At 71.7% G+C, this 19849-nt stretch carries 16 protein-coding genes; 12 read left to right on the forward strand and 4 right to left on the reverse strand.

The genetic code is table 11. The features are described 5' to 3' along the window. The first annotated feature begins 242 nt into the window (after positions 1-242). Genes ABD978_RS34910 through ABD978_RS34920 form a run of 3 tightly spaced genes read left to right on the forward strand, consistent with a single transcriptional unit; the run spans position 243 to position 1567 of the window. Positions 243-671 (forward strand): pyridoxamine 5'-phosphate oxidase family protein, encoded by a 429-nt coding sequence (locus ABD978_RS34910; protein WP_345364258.1) that lies wholly within the window; start codon positions 243-245, stop codon positions 669-671. Continuing rightward, positions 668-1174: a CBS domain-containing protein gene (locus tag ABD978_RS34915; protein WP_345364260.1), complete on the forward strand. Its 507-nt coding sequence runs from the start codon at positions 668-670 to the stop codon at positions 1172-1174. Before ABD978_RS34910 ends, ABD978_RS34915 begins: the two co-directional genes overlap by 4 nt. 45 nt (positions 1175-1219) lie before the next feature. Next, positions 1220-1567 carry a hypothetical protein gene (locus ABD978_RS34920; protein WP_345364262.1) on the forward strand — a complete coding sequence of 116 codons (348 nt, stop codon included), beginning with the start codon at positions 1220-1222 and terminating at the stop codon, positions 1565-1567. Here the strand turns inward: ABD978_RS34920 and ABD978_RS34925 are convergent. Beyond that, complete coding sequence (locus tag ABD978_RS34925; protein WP_345364264.1) at positions 1531-2358, reverse strand: DUF1206 domain-containing protein; 828 nt, start codon at positions 2356-2358, stop codon at positions 1531-1533. The genes ABD978_RS34920 and ABD978_RS34925 overlap by 37 nt on opposite strands. Before the next feature lie 194 nt (positions 2359-2552). Between ABD978_RS34925 and ABD978_RS34930 the strand changes: the two genes are divergently transcribed. Then, positions 2553-3470 carry a DMT family protein gene (locus ABD978_RS34930; protein WP_345364266.1) on the forward strand — a complete coding sequence of 306 codons (918 nt, stop codon included), beginning with the start codon at positions 2553-2555 and terminating at the stop codon, positions 3468-3470. A gap of 50 nt (positions 3471-3520) precedes the next feature. Here the strand turns inward: ABD978_RS34930 and ABD978_RS34935 are convergent, their stop codons facing one another. Both ABD978_RS34935 and ABD978_RS34940 read right to left on the reverse strand, forming a co-directional pair. Then, a complete protein-coding gene (locus tag ABD978_RS34935) occupies positions 3521-4357 on the reverse strand; it encodes an alpha/beta hydrolase (protein WP_345364268.1) in 837 nt (278 codons plus the stop codon). Between the two features lie 433 nt (positions 4358-4790). Then, positions 4791-6341 (reverse strand): class I adenylate-forming enzyme family protein, encoded by a 1551-nt coding sequence (locus ABD978_RS34940; protein ID WP_345364270.1) that lies wholly within the window; start codon positions 6339-6341, stop codon positions 4791-4793. A gap of 190 nt (positions 6342-6531) precedes the next feature. Here ABD978_RS34940 and ABD978_RS34945 point away from each other — a divergent pair, with 190 nt between their 5' ends. Continuing rightward, a complete protein-coding gene (locus ABD978_RS34945; protein ID WP_345364272.1) occupies positions 6532-7803 on the forward strand; it encodes a lactate racemase domain-containing protein in 1272 nt (423 codons plus the stop codon). 29 nt (positions 7804-7832) lie between these two features. Here the strand turns inward: ABD978_RS34945 and ABD978_RS34950 are convergent, their stop codons facing one another. Then, positions 7833-9122 (reverse strand): cytochrome P450 family protein, encoded by a 1290-nt coding sequence (locus ABD978_RS34950; RefSeq protein WP_345364274.1) that lies wholly within the window; start codon positions 9120-9122, stop codon positions 7833-7835. A 265-nt stretch (positions 9123-9387) separates the two neighbouring features. Here ABD978_RS34950 and ABD978_RS34955 point away from each other — a divergent pair, with 265 nt between their 5' ends. From ABD978_RS34955 to ABD978_RS34985, 7 genes are all read left to right on the forward strand, one after another. Next, on the forward strand, positions 9388-9768 hold the full coding sequence (locus ABD978_RS34955; protein WP_345364276.1) for a DurN family substrate-assisted peptide maturase: 381 nt from the start codon (positions 9388-9390) through the stop codon (positions 9766-9768). Between the two features lie 35 nt (positions 9769-9803). Next, positions 9804-10043 carry a cinnamycin family lantibiotic gene (locus ABD978_RS34960; protein WP_345364278.1) on the forward strand — a complete coding sequence of 80 codons (240 nt, stop codon included), beginning with the start codon at positions 9804-9806 and terminating at the stop codon, positions 10041-10043. A 92-nt stretch (positions 10044-10135) separates the two neighbouring features. After that, positions 10136-13360: a type 2 lanthipeptide synthetase LanM family protein gene (locus ABD978_RS34965; protein WP_345364280.1), complete on the forward strand. Its 3225-nt coding sequence runs from the start codon at positions 10136-10138 to the stop codon at positions 13358-13360. A 6-nt stretch (positions 13361-13366) separates the two neighbouring features. Further along, positions 13367-14269 (forward strand): Nif11-like leader peptide family natural product precursor, encoded by a 903-nt coding sequence (locus ABD978_RS34970; protein ID WP_345364282.1) that lies wholly within the window; start codon positions 13367-13369, stop codon positions 14267-14269. Next, positions 14266-16131 carry an ATP-binding cassette domain-containing protein gene (locus ABD978_RS34975; RefSeq protein WP_345364284.1) on the forward strand — a complete coding sequence of 622 codons (1866 nt, stop codon included), beginning with the start codon at positions 14266-14268 and terminating at the stop codon, positions 16129-16131. Before ABD978_RS34970 ends, ABD978_RS34975 begins: the two co-directional genes overlap by 4 nt. A gap of 455 nt (positions 16132-16586) precedes the next feature. Continuing rightward, complete coding sequence (locus tag ABD978_RS34980) at positions 16587-18494, forward strand: S9 family peptidase (protein ID WP_345364286.1); 1908 nt, start codon at positions 16587-16589, stop codon at positions 18492-18494. Then, positions 18487-19848: a serine hydrolase domain-containing protein gene (locus ABD978_RS34985; RefSeq protein WP_345364288.1), complete on the forward strand. Its 1362-nt coding sequence runs from the start codon at positions 18487-18489 to the stop codon at positions 19846-19848. Before ABD978_RS34980 ends, ABD978_RS34985 begins: the two co-directional genes overlap by 8 nt. Position 19849: the final 1 nt, after the last annotated feature.

Raw genomic sequence — 19849 nt, forward strand, 5'->3', positions numbered from 1 at the left:
CACCCTGCGCGCCTCGCACGAAGCGTCGCGCAGCCGGTCGGCGGCCCGAGATCTCCATCTGATCACGGGCCGCCGGGACGCCAGCAGGGACGAAGGTCCCCGGACGCGCGGGCGCGCGCCGCGGAACGGAGCCACGTGCCGAGTACGAAGGTCCCGAACCGGACGCACCGCCGGAGAAGGGCCATCGGACATGGGACGTTCGCCTCTGCCCTGTGACACCTCCGACGGAACAGCATCGAGATATGCGCCTCGACGTCAACGGGCTGGAGGTCCTCGGCCGGGAGGAGTGCCTCGCCCTCATGGGATCCGTCCAGGTCGGCCGGATCGTCTTCACCGACCGGGCCCTGCCCGCGATCCAGCCGGTGAACTTCGTCCTGCACGGCGAGGACGTGATCATCGCGACCGCGTCCGGTTCGAAGCTGGCCGCGGCGACGTGCGGTGCGATCGTCGCGTTCGAGGTGGACGCCTTCGACGCCGGCGACCGGGCGGGCTGGTCCGTCACCGTCGTCGGGCAGGCGCGGGCGGTGTACGACTCCGGGGAGCGCTCCGGGTTGTCCCGGTTGCCGCTTGATTCGTGGATCCCCGGACGGCACGACCACTTCATCCGTATCCGGAGTGACGTCGTCAGCGGACGACGGTTTCATCCGATGATGGTGGAGGCGAGACCATGACCGGGACACTGGAAGAACAGCCGGTGGGCGAGGCCATGTCGACGGACGTGCTCGCCGTCACCGAGACGGAGTCCGCCCTGCTGACCTGGGAGCTGATGCGGCAGGGCGGCTACCACCACGTACCCGTCCTGAGCGATGAGGGGGGCTTCGTCGGAGTTCTGGACGCCGAGACGCTGGCCGCCGCCTGGGACAGCGGTGGCCCCGACCGGATGCGCAAGCCGGTGGGGGCCCTCGTCGGTCACCGTTCGCCGACGCACGTCCGCCCGCAGGACTCCGTCGCCACGGCCGCGCGGGCGATGCTGGCCGCCGGGACCGATGTGGTCCCGGTCCTCGACGACGACGGGCGGCTGTCCGGCCTGTTCACGGCACGGGACCTGATCGCGCTGGCCGCCGGCGCGCGCCGGCCCGCCCAAGCCGGGCACATCACCACCCCTGCGCTCTACCGCATCGAGCCGGTACTGCCCGGACGGCACCCGGAGGGCAGCGCGATACCGCCGAGCTGATCGGAGGTATCGGGCGTGGACGCACGGGACGGGAGAGGAGAGCCGATGCCGCGGCAGATCGCCTCCGGGCTGTCGGAGCCGTCGATCGCCCTTCTGGAGGAACGCATCCACCGGTTGGAAGTCAGCGTCGCCCTGCTCACCCACGCCGTCCAGGTGCTCGCCCGTGAGGTGACCGGCAGCCGGGAACCAGAGCCGGGCGAGGCGCCCGAACGGGCGACGCCGCCCGACGACGCGGCCGTACCGGCGACGGCACCGGACGAGACGCCCGTACGGGCCACGGCGCCGGACGAGATGCCCGTACGGGCGACGCCGCCGGACGACCTGGCCGTACCGGCGACGACGCCCGCCGCGAGGCGCTACACCCGGCGCCAGCGGGCCTCGCAGAAGGAGTAGAGGCCGAAGACGACGAGGCCGAACGCGACCAGGACCAGCAGCCACGGCCCCACCGAGGTGGAGGCGAACTCGCGCAGTGTTCCGTCGACGCCCTTGGCCTTGCCGGGATCGAAGGTGATCGCGGCGTAGGCGAGAAAGACCCCGGCCGCCGCGAACACGAGCGCCCGGGTGGAACGGCCGACCATCCCCAGTGCCTCGACGACCCTACGGACCCGTGCGCTCATCTGCTCGGTCTTGAGCTGCTTCTCGAAGTTGCGCCGCAGGGCGCCGACCGCGATGCCGATGCCGCCGGCGATGAAACCGATCCCGACGAGCAGGACGAGCCAGCGCCCGGCCGGGATCTCGTGCATCGCCTTCGCCGTGTAGTCCTTGGACTTCTTGTCGCTGGAGCTCCGCCCGCCGGCGCCGATGATGAACGCCACCGTGGTGGCGCACACACCCGTGTAGAACACCCCGCGCGCCAGGGAGGCCAGGCGCTTGGTGGCCTTGTGCCCGTCCGGCCCGGACTGGCCGAGGAGGGCCTCGCTGTACCGCCACAGGGCCAGGCCCGCGAAACCGAGCGCCACCAGCCACAGGATCAGGCTGCCGCCGGTGGTCTTGGCGACCGTCTCCAGCGCGCCCTGCCGGTCCGCGTGGCCGCCCTTGCCGAAGGCGACCTTGATCGCGAGGTAGCCGACCAGAAGGTAATTGAGGCCGCGGGCGGCGAGGCCGCTCCGGGCGAGAAGCTGAAACGGCGTGCTGTTGGACGCGCGGCGTCCGGCCGCCCGTAGGTGCGCGCTGTGCGCGGTCATGAGCCACCTCCTGGATCGGCCGCGAGATGCCCCGTGCGTCCCGGCCCAAACCTGAGCGGCGGCCCGTGCCCGGAACTTCGCACCCCTCGCCGGGCGTCAGGACTATCGAGGGTGGTGATCTCACTTCCGTCGCCCCGCACCCCCGCCCACGGCGCCGGGATCCCCGACCCGGCGGTGCACGATCGGAGCAGTGCATGGTCATCGGCCTCCTGACCGCCGTCGCCGCATCCGCCTGTTACGGCACCGGATCGGTCCTGCAGGCGGTGGGGGCGCGCAGGTCCGCCCGCCGGGAGATCGCGGCGGGGGCCACGACGGCCACGACCGCGCACGGCGGCCCCAGCCTCTCCTCCACCGCCAAGGCCGCCGTCACGTGGGAGTTCCTCCTGGGGGCGGTCCTGGACGCGGCCGGTTTCGGGCTCGGCGCGCTGGCCGCGCGGCTACTCCCCCTGTTCCTGTCGCAAACCGTGATCAGTGCGAACCTGGTGATCACCGCCCTGTTGGGAATCAAGCTGCTGGGCGTCCGGCTGAACCGGCTCGAGTGGCTGTCCATCGCGGTCGTGTGCAGTGCTCTCGTCCTGCTGGCCGGGGCGGCCGGGCACGAGGGCACCGGCGACACCTCGATCTCGACCCACTGGTGGCTCCTGGCGATCTCCGTGCTGCTCATCGGCGCCGGATTCCTCGTCGTACGGCTGGTGGGCGCCAAGGCCGCGATCCTGGCCGGGCTGCTGTCCGGACTGGGTTTCGGCGCAGTGGGCGTGGGCGTGCGCGTGCTGAACGGCGTGCGACCGCTCGACCCGGACGCGCTGCTGGCCGACCCCGCCCTGTACGCCCTGACGGTCGGCGGCGTCGGAGGCATGTACCTGCACACGGTCGCGCTGCAGATCGGCTCTGTCAACGGGGCGACCGCAGCCCTCGTCGTGGGCGAGACGGTCGTCCCCGGCCTGCTCGGTGTGGTCTGGCTCGGCGACGCCTCACGCCCCGGCTACACCTGGGCCGCACTGGTGGGCTTCGTGCTCGCCGTCGCCGGCGCCGTCGCGGTGGCCCGCTTCGGCGCGGCCGAGCACGCCGCCGGCCGGGCGTCCCGCCCGGGGGAGGCCCTCGGCTCCTCGTGACCGGGATCGGTCGGTCGGACCGGCCGACGGGTGTCGGACGTGCTCGGCGATCAGGCCGCCTCGTCGGCGGCGTCGATGCCGACGGCGGTGTGGATGAAGTCGGCCGCCTCCCGTACGGCCGCCCGCGCTTCGGGGAACAGCCGGTTGAACAGCTGGAACACGTGGATCTGCCCTGGCCAGACCTGCAGCTCGCATCTGTTCCCGGAGCTGGTGAGGGCCTCGGCGAGCCGTTCGGCCTCCCCGCGCAGGACCTCCTGCTTCGCCACCTGGATGAGGAAGGGCGGCAGCTCGAGGCCGTCACAGTCCAGCAGCGACAGCCGCGGGTCGGACCAGTCGTTGTGATCGCCGACGTACAGCCGGCCGAAGTGCCGCGCCAGCGCGGGGCTGATGAACGGATCGCGGTACTCCCGGTCGCTGAGCACCGACAGCTCGCAGCTCAGGTCGACCCAGGGCGAGAACAGCACGACGCCGCCCGGCGCCGGCAGTCCGGAACGGAGCGCCTCGCCGACCATGGCGGCGGCCAGGTGGCCTCCGGAGGAGTCGCCCGCGATCACGATCCGGGACGGCGGCAGGTCGGTGAGCAGCCACCGGTAGGCCGCCAGGGCGTCCTCGAGCGCGGCGGGGAACGGATGTTCGGGGGCCAGGCGGTAGCTCGGCGCCAGGACCGGCAACCCCGTGTCGGCGGCGAGCCGGCTCGTGAGCGTCCGGTGGGTGCGCGGCGAGCAGAACGCGTACCCGCCGCCGTGCAGGTACAGGATCGCGCCCTTGGCGGGCTCGGGCGGCCGGACCCACTCGCCGGAGACCGGCGCGCCCGCCGCTCGGGCCAGGGCCTCGACCCGTACTCCGGGATCCGGTCGTAGCAGGCGGGTGCCGTGTTCGATGGCCATGCGGAGCACCGTGAGGGATACGAAGCGTCCGCTCAGGCGGTCGACCATGGGCCGCCATCCGAAACTCAGGGCGCGCGCGAGGGCCCTGGCCTGTCGGCTGGGGGCGACGATGTCTGCGAATCCGGCGGGGAGGTCGTCGTAGGAGGTCACACGACACCACCGACGGGTATCGAACGGCCCGACTCCTCAGCCCGGCCGCAGAGGGGGATTTTTGTCATTTCTGCGCCTCGGTGTACTCGTTCGGAGGAACCACGACCGATCGTCCCTCTGCCCGGCCGACGGCGATACGGGGGAACTCCCCCTTCGGGTACCTGCTTCTACCTGCGCCGGGTGCGGGGACATGCACGATCCGACAGACCATGATCACGGTCCGTTACCATCCTCGTCACGAGGAACCGATCCGTACGGCGACCACCGCAACGACGATCCGTGGTCACCGCTTCCCGCGGTCCTCGAGTCCGGAGCGCAGCGCCCGCTTGTCGAACTTTCCGCTGGCGGCGACCGGTGCCTCGGAGATCACCGTGATCGTCTCGGGCACGCTCGCGGCGCCGAGCCGCTCCCGCACCGCCCGGGCCAGCGCGCCGAGGTCCGGGGTCCGGCCCTCGGCCGGCACCACGAACGCGTGGATCGCCTCGCCGGTCCGCTCGTCCGGGGTGCCGACGACGTACGCCTGGTCGACGTCCGGATGGTCCGCCAGGACCGACTCGATCGGACCGGCGTAGCAGACCTCGGCGTTGACGATGATCACGTCGCGGCTGCGCCCGACGAGGTGGAGCAGGCCCCGCTCGTCCAGCCGGCCGAGATCGCGGGTGCGCAGCAGGCCGTCCCGCAGCGTTTCGGCGGTCTGTGCCGGATCGCCCCAGTACCCGCTCATCATGTACGGGCTGCGCAGCCAGATCTCACCGGTCTCCCCCATCCCGACCGGGCGCCCGCTCTCGTCCCGTACCTCGATGTCGACGAACGGCAGCGGCCGGCCCACCGAGGCCAGGACGGCGGCGGGACCCGCGGCGATCAGGTCGGGCGTCAGCACCGAGATCAGACCCGCCTCGCTCTGCCCGTACCCCTGGTACACCACCGGGCCGAGACGCTCGACGGCCTCCGCGAGCCGCCGCGGGTTCACCGGCGACCCGGACACCATGACCGCTCGCAGACTCCCCAGGTCGGCGGCCTCCTCGCGCAGGACGTCGAGCAGCTGGTAGAGCCGGGGCACGGTCATGATCGTCCCGGTGATCCGATGGCGCTCGAGGGCGTAGGGGAACAGCGGGCGCCTGTCGCCCGGATCCGGGATCACGCAGGTCCCCCCGCCTATCAGGGACAACGTGGCCCAGTCCATGACCACCGGACTGGCCAGCGTGCCGAACACCAGGCAGCGCTCGAAGTCGTGCGCCATCCGGACGAGCTCCGGCGTCCAGGCTGCGGGCCGGTGCGCCCAGTGCGCGGTGAGGGCCTGGTAGGTCTGCGCGCACCCCTTGGGCCGCCCGGTGCTGCCGCTCGTGTAGGTCAGCCGGGCGACGTCGCCGGGTCGCCCCCGGACGGTCAGCGGCCCGTCGGCCGCTCGGGCGAGCAGATCCTCCCCCGCCGGGCTCTCCCCCAGCGACAGCAGCGGTACCGCCCCGGCCTCCGCGATCAGCTCCGGCGTCACGGACGGTCCGTCGACCACGATCGCCGCGAGGTCGGCATCCAGCATCGCGGCGAGCTGCCCGGCCGTGTACCCCGGCCGTACGCCGACGACCCGGCAGCCCAGCGTGTACGCGGCGACCCGCGCGGCGAACGCCTCCGGCGAGACCGACGTCACCAACGCGACGCCCTGACCGGGGCCGAGGCCCGCGGCCCGCAACGCGCCCGCCACCCGCCGGATCGTCTCCAGCAGCGCGCCCCGCGAGACCGTACGGTCCCCGTGCTCGAACGCCGGCGTCTCCGGCGCGCTCGCCAGCGCGTCCAGCAGAGCCCGTGGGAAGAGCCCGTCGTCTGGCCTGTCCTGCATCGTCGCCTCGCTGCGGTCGACTCGTCCGACGCGCAGGAGGCTAGGCCGGTGCTCCTCAGAGGATTCTCAGAAGAACCCGTCGTGGGAACCGCGCGTTCCGTGGGACGCAACCCCGTTCTCTCATCAGGGATTCGATGGTGAGATGGTCTTCCGGGGAGGCGGTGGCGACCGAGGGAAGGAAGATCCGATCGTGGTACAGGGAACGGGCGGGCCGCAGCGCACGCTCACCGAGGAGGAGATCCGCCGGACCGTTCAGGACATGCTGGCCGGCCAGGATCTGGACGGCCGGCACGTCGCCGTCATCATCCCGGACGGCACCCGTTCGGCGCCGATGCCCCTGATGCTCCGCCTGCTGCACGACGCGCTCGCCGGCCGCGCGGCCCGCATCGACGTCCTGGTCGCGCTCGGCACCCACCAGCCCATGGACGACGCCGCCCTCGACGCCCTCGTCGGCGCCACCGGGATCGGCCGGGACCGTCTGCTCCCGGCGATGACCGTCCTCAACCACGCCTGGTCCGATCCGGCGACGTACGCGGCCCTCGGCACGATCACGGCCGAACAGGTCCGCGAGCTGAGCGGCGGACGGCTCGACAGTGGCGTCGCCGTACGGATCAACCGTCTCGTCGTCGACGCGGACCTCGTGATCGTCTGCGGCCCGGTGTTCCCGCACGAGGTCGTCGGGTTCTCCGGGGGCAACAAGTACTTCTTCCCGGGCGTCGCCGGCCCGGAGGTGATCGATCTCTCGCACTGGCTCGGCGCCCTGATCACCAGCCACGACATCATCGGCACCCGCGGCATCACCCCCGTACGGGCGATCATCGACCACGCGGCCACGATGATCCCGACGCCGAAGCTGTGCCTGGCCATGGTCGTACGGCCGGGCGGGACCGACCTGGCCGGCCTCTACGCGGGGACGCCCGAGGACGCCTGGGCCGCGGCCGCCGACCTGTCCGCCCGCGTGCACGTCCGGTACGTCGACCGGCCGTACAAGACGGTGCTGTCGGTCATGCCGCGCCGGTACGCCGACATGTGGACGGCCGCCAAGGGGATGTACAAGGTCGAGCCCGTGATCGCCGACGGCGGTGAAGTGATCGTCTACGCCCCGCACATCGACCGGTTCAGCGTCACCCACGGCGCGGTCCTCGCCGAGATCGGCTACCACACGCGCGACTACTTCCTCGCCCAGTGGGACCGGTTCCGCGACCGGCCGCTCGGCGTCCTGGCGCACAGCACGCACCTGCGCGGTCAGGGCACCTTCGAGGCGGGGGTGGAGCGGCCGCGGATCAACGTGACGCTCGCCACCGGCATCCCCGAGGAGGTCTGCGCCGCCCACGGCCTCGGCTACCGCGACCCCGCCACCGTCGACGTCGCCCGGTGGATCGCGGACCCGGACCCGGACCTCCTGGTCGTCCCGGACGCCGGCGAGATCCTCTACCGCCTCGCCGCACCGAACACGCGCTGAGTCCCGCGAACGGCGGGGTGGACACAGGGTCAGGCGGTGGGGCTGAGCCGTACGGGGAGGGCGGCCAGCCGCCAGGCGCCGGGCATGGGGATGCGGTCCAGGTTCTCCGGGGGGACGGCGAGGGACAGGTCGGGGTAGCGGCCGAGGAGGCCGGCGAAGGCGACCTCGGCCTCCTGGCGGGCCAGGGCGGCGCCGAGGCAGTAGTGCAGGCCGTGGCCGAATCCGAGGTGGGTCTCCTGACGGCCGTCCGGCTGGCGGGTGATGTCGAGCCGGTGCGGGTCGGCGAAGCGACGCGGGTCGAAGTTGGCGGAGACGAGGCTGGCCATCACCGGTGACCCCTTCCGCAGCCTCCTGCCGCCGATCTCGACGTCCTCGGCGGCGTACCTGAACCGGGCGGCCTGCACCGGCCCGCACCAGCGCATCAGCTCGTGCACGGCGCGCGGCAGCAGCACGGTCGTGTCGGCGCGCAGCAGTTCGAGCTGGTCGCGGTGGGTCAGCAGCGCCACCATGCCGTTGCCGATCAGGTGCGCGGTGGTCTCGTGCCCGGCCAGCACGATGGTCAGCACCATGGTGACCAGCTCGAACTCGCTGAGCACGGCGCCGTCCTCGTCGTGGACGCCGATCAGCGCGGTCAGCAGATCGTCGGCCGGCTCGGCCCGGCGGCGGGCGACGAGCTCCTCGATGTGCTCCACGATGCCGCGGATCGCCGCGGTGAAGTTCCCGGTCTCGTGCGATCGCATCAGGGCGCTGCTCCACCGCAGCCACTGCTCGCGGTCCTCCTCGGGGATGCCGACCAGCTCGCAGATGACCGTGATCGGCAGCGGATAGGCGAAGTGCTCGAGGAGGTCCACCACGCCGTCCTGCGGGGACGCCCGGTCGGGAAGGCGGTCGAGCAGCCTGCCGGTGATCTCCCTGACCCGGGGCAGCAGCGTCGCGACCCGGCGCGCCGTGAACGTGCGGGAGACGAGCCTGCGGAGCCTGAGATGGTCGCCGCCGTCGACGTCCAGCACGCTCCGGAGCAGGTACGGCGCGTACTCGTCGTCGATCCCCATGGTCCGGAAGATCTCCGCGCGGGCGTCCTCGAGCTCCATGCCGGGCACGTTGCGCGGGTTGTTGACGAACCTGCGGTCGCTCAGCACCAGCCGGACGTCCGCGTGCCGCGTGACGATCCAGAGGGCCGAGCCTCGGTCGCCGTGCACGACCTGCGCCATCGGCGACTGCTCGCGCAGCCGCGAATAGCCGTGAAACGGGTCCCGTAGCAGTTCGGGATCCAGAAGATCGACGGTGACAGGAGTCGCGGGAGTCGCGGAAGTCGCCATTCCACCTCCTCCACGATGAATGCCGAAAAATGAGACTTCACGGACCGTTCGCACCCTCCGCACTTCCGTGTGTGAGCAGATTCCAGCATTGATGAATTCGACTGGCAAGCCCTCGACCTTCATCTCCTGTCAAATCACCCTCTATAGGACATTCCACGGGGTCTTGACTTCCCACTGGCACATCAATAGCATCCATCTTGTTTAACTCTGCGTGACGATGCAATTACACAAAGCGATCATCGATCGCCCGAGGAGGACATGCCGCATGGGACTCAAGGGCACCGGACCGAAGCCCCCGAGCGATCTGACCAAGCATCGGGCGATCGATACGGTCCGTCAGATCCAGCACCTCATGCTGCTGTGCGCGCTGCTACCGCCCGACGGCAGGCTGCAGGAGGTGCTCCGGCTCGCGCTCTCGCTCCACGAGGAGCCGCTGCTGGCGCGGATGACCCCAGTGACGGACCTGCACCCCCAGACCACCAAGGAATGGCTCGAATCCCTCTGGATTCGGGATGGAATATCCGCTGAGGAAGAGGAGATGATCGCCTGGCAGAACGACAAGCCGAACATGGACGCCGCGATAGCCGAGATCAAGAATGCCGAACGGCAGCTCGGCATACGACTGGCGACCGAACTGGTCGAATAGCACGGCAGGGTTCACGACAGAAAAGGAGAAAGGCGATGTCACCGAGCAGCGTACTGCGTCACGCGGCGGCGGACGCGGAGGTCCGCGCCGAGATGCTGGCGGCTCCCGAGGCGTTCGGGGTCTCCGCGGGCACCGTTCCCGCCTCCGTCGAGCCGCTGGACGAGGAGACCCTCGACTTCTGGACCGAGGGCGTGGCCGCCACCGAGGTGTACGCCTGCGCGAGCAGCTGCAGCGCGGGTCCGTTCACGATCGTCTGCGACGGCGGCACCAAGTAGCCGACCGCCGAGCGAGAACCAACCGGTGGGCCGACGCGGTCGGCCCACCGGCCCACCGGCCCGCGCAGACCGCCGGAGCGAGGAACCCCGCCGTGACCCCACTCTTCCCCTTGGACCTCGCGGCCCGTGCCGCGAACCTCTCCGAACAGGCTCAGGTCGTCTCCGCGCTGCGGCCGGCCGAGGACGCGCCACCGCTGACGGAGTTCGACCGGTGGCGGATCGGCCGACTGGCGGACCGGCTGGCCGGGCGGTTCCATGAGGAGCGCGCGCGGCGGCCGGGGCCGGCGCGGCACACCCGGCGCTCGCTGACCGACATCCTGACCGAGTACCGGCGGCACGAGCTGACGCTCACCGGCCCCGACGACGCCCTCGGCCGGATCCTCACGGACCTGCAGGCCGAATGGCTGCCGACGTACCAGGCCGCCCTGGAAGGGCTGGACCGGTCCGGTGAGCGGACCGCCGAGGCGAGCTGGCGCGAACTCGACGCCTACTACGGCCGGCTCGCCATCGCCTGCGAGCCGTTCCTGACCGAGCTGGGCCGGCGGCTGGGCGAAGCCCTCGCGGAGGACGCCGGCCGAACGGCCCTCCGCATCGACGCCCAGGTGATCGACGACTTCCAGGCCCACCTGCTCGGCCGCTTCGAGCTGGCGCTGGCCTGGGCGGTGGAGGCCGATTCCAAGGCGCACTGCGCGCTGCACGGCATCGACCCGGCGCGGACGACCCGTGAGGACTACCTGGCCTACCTCGACAAAACGTTCTCCGATGCCGCGTCCTACCACCGCTTCTACCTCGACTTCCCGGTCCTCGGACGATGGCTGGCGCACGTCACCGAGCTGCTCGCCGGCCACGGCCGCGAGATGATCGCCCGGCTGCGCGCCGACGCCGACGTCATCGCCGCGGCGTTCTTCGGTGCGCCGATCGCCGGAGTGCGCTCCGTGCGCCTGGGCCGATCCGACATGCACGCCGGTGCCCGCAGCGTGGCGATCGTCGATGTCACGCTGGCGGACGGCACCGACGCGTCGTTCGTCTACAAGCCACGCTGTGTCCGTGGCGAGGCCGCGCTGCAGGAGCTGCTGGTCCGGCTGCGCGACGACGACGTCCTCGACTTCGCCCCGCGGCCGGTGCTGCCCAGGGACGGGTACGGCTACGAGGCGCTGATCCCGTCCGGACGCAACCGGGTCGAGACGCGCGAGCAGGCCGGGCACGTGTACGCCGAGCTCGGCGGCTATCTCGCCATCTTCTACATCCTCGGCGGGGGCGACCTGCACTTCGAGAACGTCCTGGTCGCCGACGGCCACGCGTTCATCTGCGACTGCGAGACCGTGCTCGGCGCGCCGCCCAGGGGGCAACCGCGGCCGTCCGGCACGCTCATGGACTCGGTGTTCAGGACCGGGCTGATCGAATGGCCCGCGCCCGCACCTGCGACGGCGGCCGACACGGGCATGAGGCTCAGCGGCTACTCGGGGGGCGACGCCTACCGGATGCCGATGCCGGTCCCCCGGGTCAACGAGCACCGGATGTCCTTCGGCGCGGCCGTGACACACCGCGCGGGCGTGCTGGTCGAGCCGGGAGCGCCCAACCGCGTCTTCGTCGGCGACGAGCTCGCCCGGGCCGAGGACTTCATCGACGCGATCAGGACCGGGTTCCACCGCGTCTACCGGTGGTTCCAGGAGCGGCCCGAGCCGGCGGTCGAGTACGTGACCGGGCTTTTCGCCGACACCCGGGTGCGCTTCATCAACTGGAGCACGCAGGTCTACGCGCAACTGCTCGCGGCCGCGCGCCACCCCAAGTGCCTGATCGAACCGCTGGAGGTGGACCTGCTCGTCAACACGGTGCGCACGTTCCCCCGCAACTGGGACGGCGAGGGCGTGCTGCCGCCCTGGGAGCTGGCGTCGATGTGGCGGCTGGACGTGCCCATGTTCACGGTCGACGCGGCCGGCGACCGGCTCGTCCACGACCACCGCGACGAGGTCGCGGCCACGGTCGAGGCGACGCCGCTGGACCACGCCGCCGCGCGGATCCGGCGGCTCTCCGTGCGAAACCGCGCCCAGCAGGACCAGTACATCGCCGCGGGCCTGTCCGGCGGCGACGTCACGAGCCCGGACTTCGCGGCCACCTGCGTCGAGCAGGCGAGCGCCGTCGGGCTGCGGCTGTGCCAGATGCTGCGCGGGCCGGACGGTGCGCCGTGGACGTCGTACGTCATCACCGGCGACGGCAAGGCCGAGGTCGACATCGAGGGCGACCTGTACCTCGGGTCGGCGGGCGTCGCGTTCTTCCTCGCCCACCTCCACGAGGCGGATCCGCGGCCGGAGTTTCGCCGCGCCGCCGAACGCGCCCTCGCCCACGCGCTCGACACCCGCGACCGCAGCCGCATCGGGGCCTTCGCCGGGCTCGGTGGACTGGTCTACCTCCTCACCCATCTGCACCGCCTGTGGGGCGACCGCGCGTTGCTCGACCGTGCCGTCCGCCTCGCCGACGAGACCGCCGACCTGATCGAGCAGGACCGCCACCTCGACGTCTTCCACGGCGTGGCCGGGCTCATCCCCGTGTTCCTCGGGCTCGCGGACGCCACCGGCGGCCACGGCCTGGAGCAGGCGCACCGATGCGCCGCGCACCTGCTGCGCCATGCGCGGACCGACGGCGACACCCTCTCGTGGCCCAGTCCGGACCCGCACACCGTGGCGGCCGACCTGACCGGCCTCTCGCATGGCGCCGGCGGCATCGGCTGGGCACTGATCATGCTGGGGTGCCGCGACGACCGTTCCGGATACGTCGACGCCGGCCGGCGCGCCTTCGCCTACGAGGCCCGCCATTTCGACCATGACGAGCAGGACTGGTACGACCTGCGGCGCATCCCGGGCGGCCGGCTCCGCAACGGGCGCCACTACGCCAACGCCTGGTGCAACGGCGCCGCCGGCATCGGCATGACCCGGATCCACAGCTGGGCCCTGCTCGGCAAGGACGACGACGCCATGCTCAACGAGGCGCGTCAAGCGCTCACGGCCACGATGCGCGGCTTCCCGCGCCTGCAGAACGACTCGCTGTGTCACGGCCGTTCGGGCAACGCCGAGTTGTTCCTGCGGTTCGCCGAGCTCGCCGAAGAGCCCGCGTTCCGGATGGAGGCCAACGTCCAGGCCCAGGCCCAGTGGCGGAACCTGGAGGACGCCCGGCCGGGACCGGAGTCGGGATTCTTTCCGGGCTTGATGCTGGGCCTGGCGGGCTTCGGCATGCACTTCCTGCGTCTGGCCCGGCCCGAGAGCACCCCGTCGGTCCTGCTCCTCGACCCGCCGGCCCCGCCCCGCCCATCGAAGGAGTGAGACACGATGACCGTTGAGTCCTGCACCCGGTTCCTGCGCCTGGCCGAGGAGGACCCGGAGGTCCGGCAGCAGATGAAGGCTTTGACCGGGGTCGAGGAGGTGATCCGGCTCGCCCGTACCGGCGGCTACGACTTCACCGTCCGCGACCTCATGACGGCATCCGCCGAGGCCGGTGCCAGGGACGTGCCGGAGCCGATGGACGCCCCACCGGCCGGGGACCGCCCGAAGGCACCGGCAGGCGCGGTCTATCACTACGAGTACGACATGAACGACCTGCCCGGCTTCGGCGCGATCATCGACGAGCTTCCGCGGCTGAAGGTTCAACCGTCCACGGTCGACCTGGCCCGTTTCCACGACGCGTTTCGTGAGGAGGATCTGCACTCGACCGCGTTGGCGCCATCCGGCCCCGAGTACCAGGCCTGGCGTGACCGCGTCGCCGCCGCGCCCCCCGGCGATGTCAGGCGCGACTTCCACTTGATCAACCTCGACGACCACGTCGCGCACCAGGGATACGACGCCTACCTGGCCGCCAAGACGCGCGCGATCGCCGCGCTGGAGGACGTGTTCCACGCCGAGGTTCGCTTCTCGGGCAGCATGTGGTACCCGCCGTCCGCCTACCGGCTCTGGCACACCAACGAGGACCAACCGGGCTGGCGCATGTACATCGTCGACTTCGACGGCGACTTCGCCGCCCCGGAGCGCACCTCCTTCTTCCGCTACCAGAACCCCGCCACCGGCGACCTGGTCACCCTTCGCGAACGCCCCCGGATGGTGCGGTTCTTCAAGATCGAGCAGGACCCGGACCGGCTGCTGTGGCACTGCATCGTCAACCCGACCGAGCGCCACCGATGGAGCTTCGGGTTCGTCGTGCCGGACCACTGGGCCGAGTGCCTGCCGGAGCCGTCGTGAGCCTGCGACCGAGTCCCGCGCCTGCGTCCGCCGGAACCGCGCCCGTCGTCCCCTCGATCAGGGCGACCGACCTGCGCAAGCGGTACGCCGACGTCACTGCGGTCGACGGAATCGACCTGACCGTGGCTCCGGGCGAGAGCTTCGGCTTCCTCGGCCCCAACGGCGCGGGCAAGACGACGACGATCGCGATGCTCTGCACGCTGGCCGCGCCCACGTCCGGCCGGGTCGAGATCGCCGGCCACGACACGCGCACCGATCCCGCCGGGGCGCGGCGCAGCCTCGGCATGGTCTTCCAGGAGACCACGCTGGACGGCGACCTCACCGCCGCGGAGAACCTGCGCTTCCACGCCGACCTGTACGACGTTCCCGTCGCCGAGGTGCACGCGCGCATCGACGAGACCCTGGCCCTCGTCGGGCTGACCGGCCACCGCGACCGGCTGGTGCGCACCTACTCCGGCGGCATGCGGCGGCGCCTGGAGATCGCCCGGGCGCTGCTGCACCGCCCCCAGGTCCTCTTCCTGGACGAGCCCACCATCGGCCTGGACCCGCAGGCGCGCGCCCGGGTCTGGCGGCACCTCCGGCAGGTCTGCCGGAGCGAGCGGGTCACGCTGTTCCTGACCACGCACTACCTGGACGAGGCCGACCAGTGCGACCGCATCGCGATCATCGACGACGGACGCATCGTCGCCGAGGGGGTTCCCGACGAGCTGAAGTCGGTCCTCGGAGCCGACCGGATCGACCTGCGCACCGCCGACGACGCGGCCGCCGCCCGCCTGCTGCGCGAACGCCTCGGCCTGGACGTGACCACCGGCCCGTACGGGCTGTCGGTACGGGTCACCGACAGCACGCGGGTCCTGCGACGGATCTTCACCGAACTCGACGTCTTCGTCCATGAGGCGAAGGTCGTCCCGCCGAGCCTCGACGACGTGTTCCTCCACCACACCGGGCACCGGATCCGCGACGGCGTCCCGGCGGAACCCGACGCCCCCTCCCCCGGCCCCGAACCCGTGACCGGTCCGCCCACCGGCCCGGCACCGGCCGGGCCCGTCCCCCGGGGCCTGCGCGCCGAACTGCGCGCGCTGCGCATGGTGTGGCGGCGCGAGATCCTGCACTTCGCCCGCGACCGCACCGGAACCGCCATCTCGCTGTTGCAGCCGCTGCTGTTCCTGTTCGTCTTCGGCGCCGGTGTCGCCGGTCTCCTCCCCACGGCCGGCGGCGGGCCCGCCTACCAGCTCTTCCTGTTCTCCGGGATCCTGCTCATGGCGGCCCAGGGGCCGGCCGTCTCCGTCGGCTCCTCGGTGCTGTGGGACCGCCAGAACGGCTTCCTCCGCGAGATGCTCGTCAGCCCGGTCCGGCGCGGCACACTGCTGATCGGCAAGTGCCTGGGCGGCACCACCGCGGCCACCTGCCAGGCCGCGCTGCTTCTCACCGCCGCCACCCCGATCGGCGTCCCCTTCGACCCCGGCCTGTACGCGCTGCTCCTGGTCGAACTCGTCCTGACCGCGCTCGCCATGACGGCCTTCGGTGTGCTGGCGGCCACCCTGATCGGCCGGCCGCAGACCTTCGGGACCGCGTTGACCGTGTTCATGGCCCCGCTGACGTTCCTCTCGGGCGCGATGTTCCCGCTCGCCGCCATGCCCACCTGGATGGCGGCGCTGGCGCTGATCAATCCACTCAGCTACGCGGTCGACGGCATGCGCCGCACCGTGGCGGCCTACCTACCGGGCCCGCAGGGCCCACTGTTCCAGCAGCTCAGCTGGGGCCACTGGCACCCCCCGGTCCTGGCCGAATGGACCCTCATCACCCTCGCCGCCCTACTAGGCCTCCTCCTGGCCGCCCGCCGCTTCTCCCGCCCCTCCTGAGCCCGGCGCGCCGGTCTCGAGCACCCGCCTGGGCGCGCACCGTTCACCAAGATCCGGCATGCGGGTGATCTCTCTCGCGCAAGTGGTGAATACCTGGTCACAACGGCCGAGACCGGCACAGTCACCACGGCAGGAGTACAAAGCAGACAGAAAGGCATCGCCATGGGCAAAAAGCCGACGCCATGAATCACCGGCCCTGGCCTCCCACCACGGGAGTCCAGGGCCGGACCTTTTCTCAGCGCCCCAACTCTTGGTCGCTGGAACGACGGAAAGTCTCGGCACAACGCCCGGGCCACCCCATCCTCACCCTGGCCGACGCGGCCGTGGGTGTCATCGGGGCGCACATGGGCCGGGCCGTTTTTTCGGACGGCGGTACGAACCGCGGTCCCGGGCCCGATGTCTACTGTTCACCCAGTCGGCGGTGCTGTCTGTGTGCCCATTCTTGAGGAGGCCCGGTGACCCGGCCACTCGTCATCGACGATCTGTATAGGTTCGCGATCCCGGGCGAGCCTGCCCTCTCCCCCGACGGGGACCGGGTGGTCTACACCCTGACCACCCAGAACGCCGAGCTGGACCGGGCGGAGAGTTCCCTGTGGGAGGTCACCGCCGACGGCGCGGCACCTCGGCGTCTCACCCACGGTCCCGCCGACACCGCGCCGTGCTGGTCCCCCGACGGCTCGACCGTGGCGTTCCTGCGCGCAGGCCGGATCCACCTGCTGCCCGCAGATGGCGGGGAGGCGACGCCTCTGACGTCCAGGGAACCGGCCGCCGGCGCCCCCGTCTGGAGTCCGGACGGAACCCGGATCGCCTTCGCCGCCCCTGCGTCCGTCCTCGACCCGGTGGCACCCGTCGAGATCGACCGGCTCGGTTACAAGGCCGATGGCCTCGGATTGATCGGCAACGTCCGTACGCAGCTGTTCGTCGTCGATGTGGCGACGGGCCGGACGAGGCGGCTCACCGACGGCGACTTCCTTATGGGGCCACCGGCGTGGTCCCCCGACGGAGCCCGGCTCGCCTTCTCCGCGTCGTTCGGTGACCGGGCCGACGTGACCGGTGCCCGCGCCGTCCACCTGATCGACGCGGACGGGACCGCGCGGCGGCTCGCCGGCAACGCCGGAGGCCTGACCGCGACGGTCGCCTGGTTCCCCGGCGGCGACGCGCTCCTGCTCGTCGGCAGGAGCACCGTCACCGCCGGGCACCTGGAGTTGCTGCGCCAGCCGCTCGACGGCTCGCCTCCTGTCGCGCTGAGCGCTCCGCTCGACCGGAACGTGATGCCCGGCATGCCCGGTTATCCGGGAGCGTTGCCGCAGTTCACGGACAGCGAGGGAAGTGAGATCGTCTTCTGCGCGCGCGACCGTGGGGTCACCCGGCTCTACCGGCTCAGCGCCGACGGGATCGCCGAGATCCCGCTGGCGGCCGCCACCGGGGTGAGCGGGTGCTCCGTCGCCGCCAAGGCCGGGCGGGCCGCCCTGGCGGTGGCCGACGGATCGAGCTTCGCCGAGATCGCGATGCTCGACCTCGGCACGGGCGAGGCCGTACGTCTCACCGAGCACACCGCCGGGTCCCTCCCGGACGTCGCCTTCCCCTCGATCGCCGAACGGGACTTCGCGGTCTCCGACGGCACGCGGGTGCACGGGCTGCTCATCAGGGATCCCGGCGCACCCGTCATGGGGCCGCTGCTCGTGGACGTGCACGGCGGACCGCATAACGCCTGGGCCCCGCACGCCGACCCCGTGCACCTCTACCACCACGAGCTGGCCGCTCGCGGCTGGACGATCCTCGCGCTCAACGTTCGGGGCAGCGACGGCTACGGCGAGGATTTCTACACGGCCGCCATCGGCGCCTGGGGCGAGGCCGACGAGCGAGACGTCCTGGAGCCCGTCCAGGCCCTGATCGACGAGGGCCTGGTCGACCCCGCGCGGATCGCGTTGACCGGCTACAGCTACGGCGGCTACCTCACGTGCTGGCTGTCGGCGCGCAGCGACGTCTTCAAGGTCGCCGTCCCCGGTGGGGTCGTCACCGACCTGCTCTCCATGGCGGGCACCTCCGACCAGGGCGAGGAACTGACCGCCATGGAGGTCGGCCCCCGCGACCGGCTGGTGGAACTCTCTCCGCTCAGCCATGTCGACGGCGTGCGCGCGCCCACGTTGATCCTGCACGGCGGAGCCGACGACTGTTGTCCGATCGGCCAGGCGGAGCAGTGGTTCCACGCGCTCCGTACGCGCGGCGTGCCCGTCCGTCTCGTCCGCTATCCGGGCGGTGCCCCCCAGTTCATCCTGCACGGGCGGCCCTCCCACCGGGCCGACTACTCCCGCCGGCTCATCGGCTGGGTCGAGCAACATCTAGGAGCCGAGAATGTCTGAAAGCACCCACTGGACGAATCGCCTGGCGACGCTGACCGAGCGGCACGGCGTCCCGGGCGCGAGCCTGGGCATCCTGTCCGGCGGCGACCTGATCGAGACCGCCACCGGCCTGGCCAACGCCGACGCCGGGATCGAGGCGACCACCGAGACACTGTGGCAGATCGGCTCGATCTCGAAGGTCTGGACCGCCACCGTCGCCATGATGCTCGTCGAGGAGGGGGCACTGGCGCTGGACGCGCCGATCGTCTCGGTGCTGCCCGAGCTGAAACTGAGCACCGGCGAACTGACCGAGAAGGTGACGCTGCGCCACCTGCTCACGCACACCAGCGGAATCGACGGTGACTTCTTCCTCGACACCGGCCGCGGCGACGACTGCCTGGAGCTCTACGTCGAAAAGCTCGTGGAGGCCGCCGCGAACCACCCGCTGGGCGCGACCATGTCGTACTGCAACGCGGGTCTCAGCCTCGTCGGCAGGGTGCTGGAGCGGGTCACCGGCGTCCAGTGGGACCGGCTGATGCGCGAGCGGCTGTACCAGCCCCTCGGCCTCACCCACACCGCGACGCTGCCGGAGGACGTGCTCCGGTTCCGCGCCGCCGCGGGCCACGTGGGTGAGCCGCCGGTGGTCGCGCCGCAGTGGACGCTGATGCGGTCGGCGGGCCCGGCCGGGCTCATCTGCTCGACCCCGCGCGACGTCCTCACCTTCGCCCGGCTGCACCTGGACGGCGGCCTGGCCGGGGACGGCACACGCCTGCTGTCGGCCGCGAACACCGGAGCCATGCACACGCCGCAGGTCTCCCTGCCCGACACCCGCACGTTCGGCGACGCGTGGGGGCTCGGCTGGATCCTGATGGACTGGTCGGGACACCGCCTGTACGGCCACGACGGCGACACCATCGGCCAGTCCGCCTTCCTGCGCGTGCTCCCGGAGGCCGGGCTGGCCGTGTGCCTGCTGACCAACGGCGGCGACACGCGCGGCCTCTACCAGGACCTCTACTCGGAGATCTTCGCCGAGCTGGCCGGGGTGGCCATGCCGGAACCGCCCGAACCGGCCGCCGAGCCCGTCGCGGACGACGTGTCCCGCTACACCGGGACGTACGAGCGCGCCTCGACGCGCATCGAGGTGTTCGAACGTGGCGACGACCTCGTCATGCGCACCACGGTGACCGGGGTACTCGCCGACCTGATCCCCGAGTCCCAGCGCGAGATCGAGCAGGAACTGCGCCCGCTGGAGCCGGGCGTGTTCGTGACCCGCAGACCGGGGATCAAGGGCTGGCTGTCCGCGACCTTCTACACGCTCCCGGACGGCTCGTCGTATCTCCACCACGGTGGCCGCGCGACGCCGAAGGCGGGCTGAC

Source organism: Actinoallomurus liliacearum, from assembly GCF_039542035.1.
Classification (GTDB): domain Bacteria; phylum Actinomycetota; class Actinomycetes; order Streptosporangiales; family Streptosporangiaceae; genus Actinoallomurus; species Actinoallomurus liliacearum.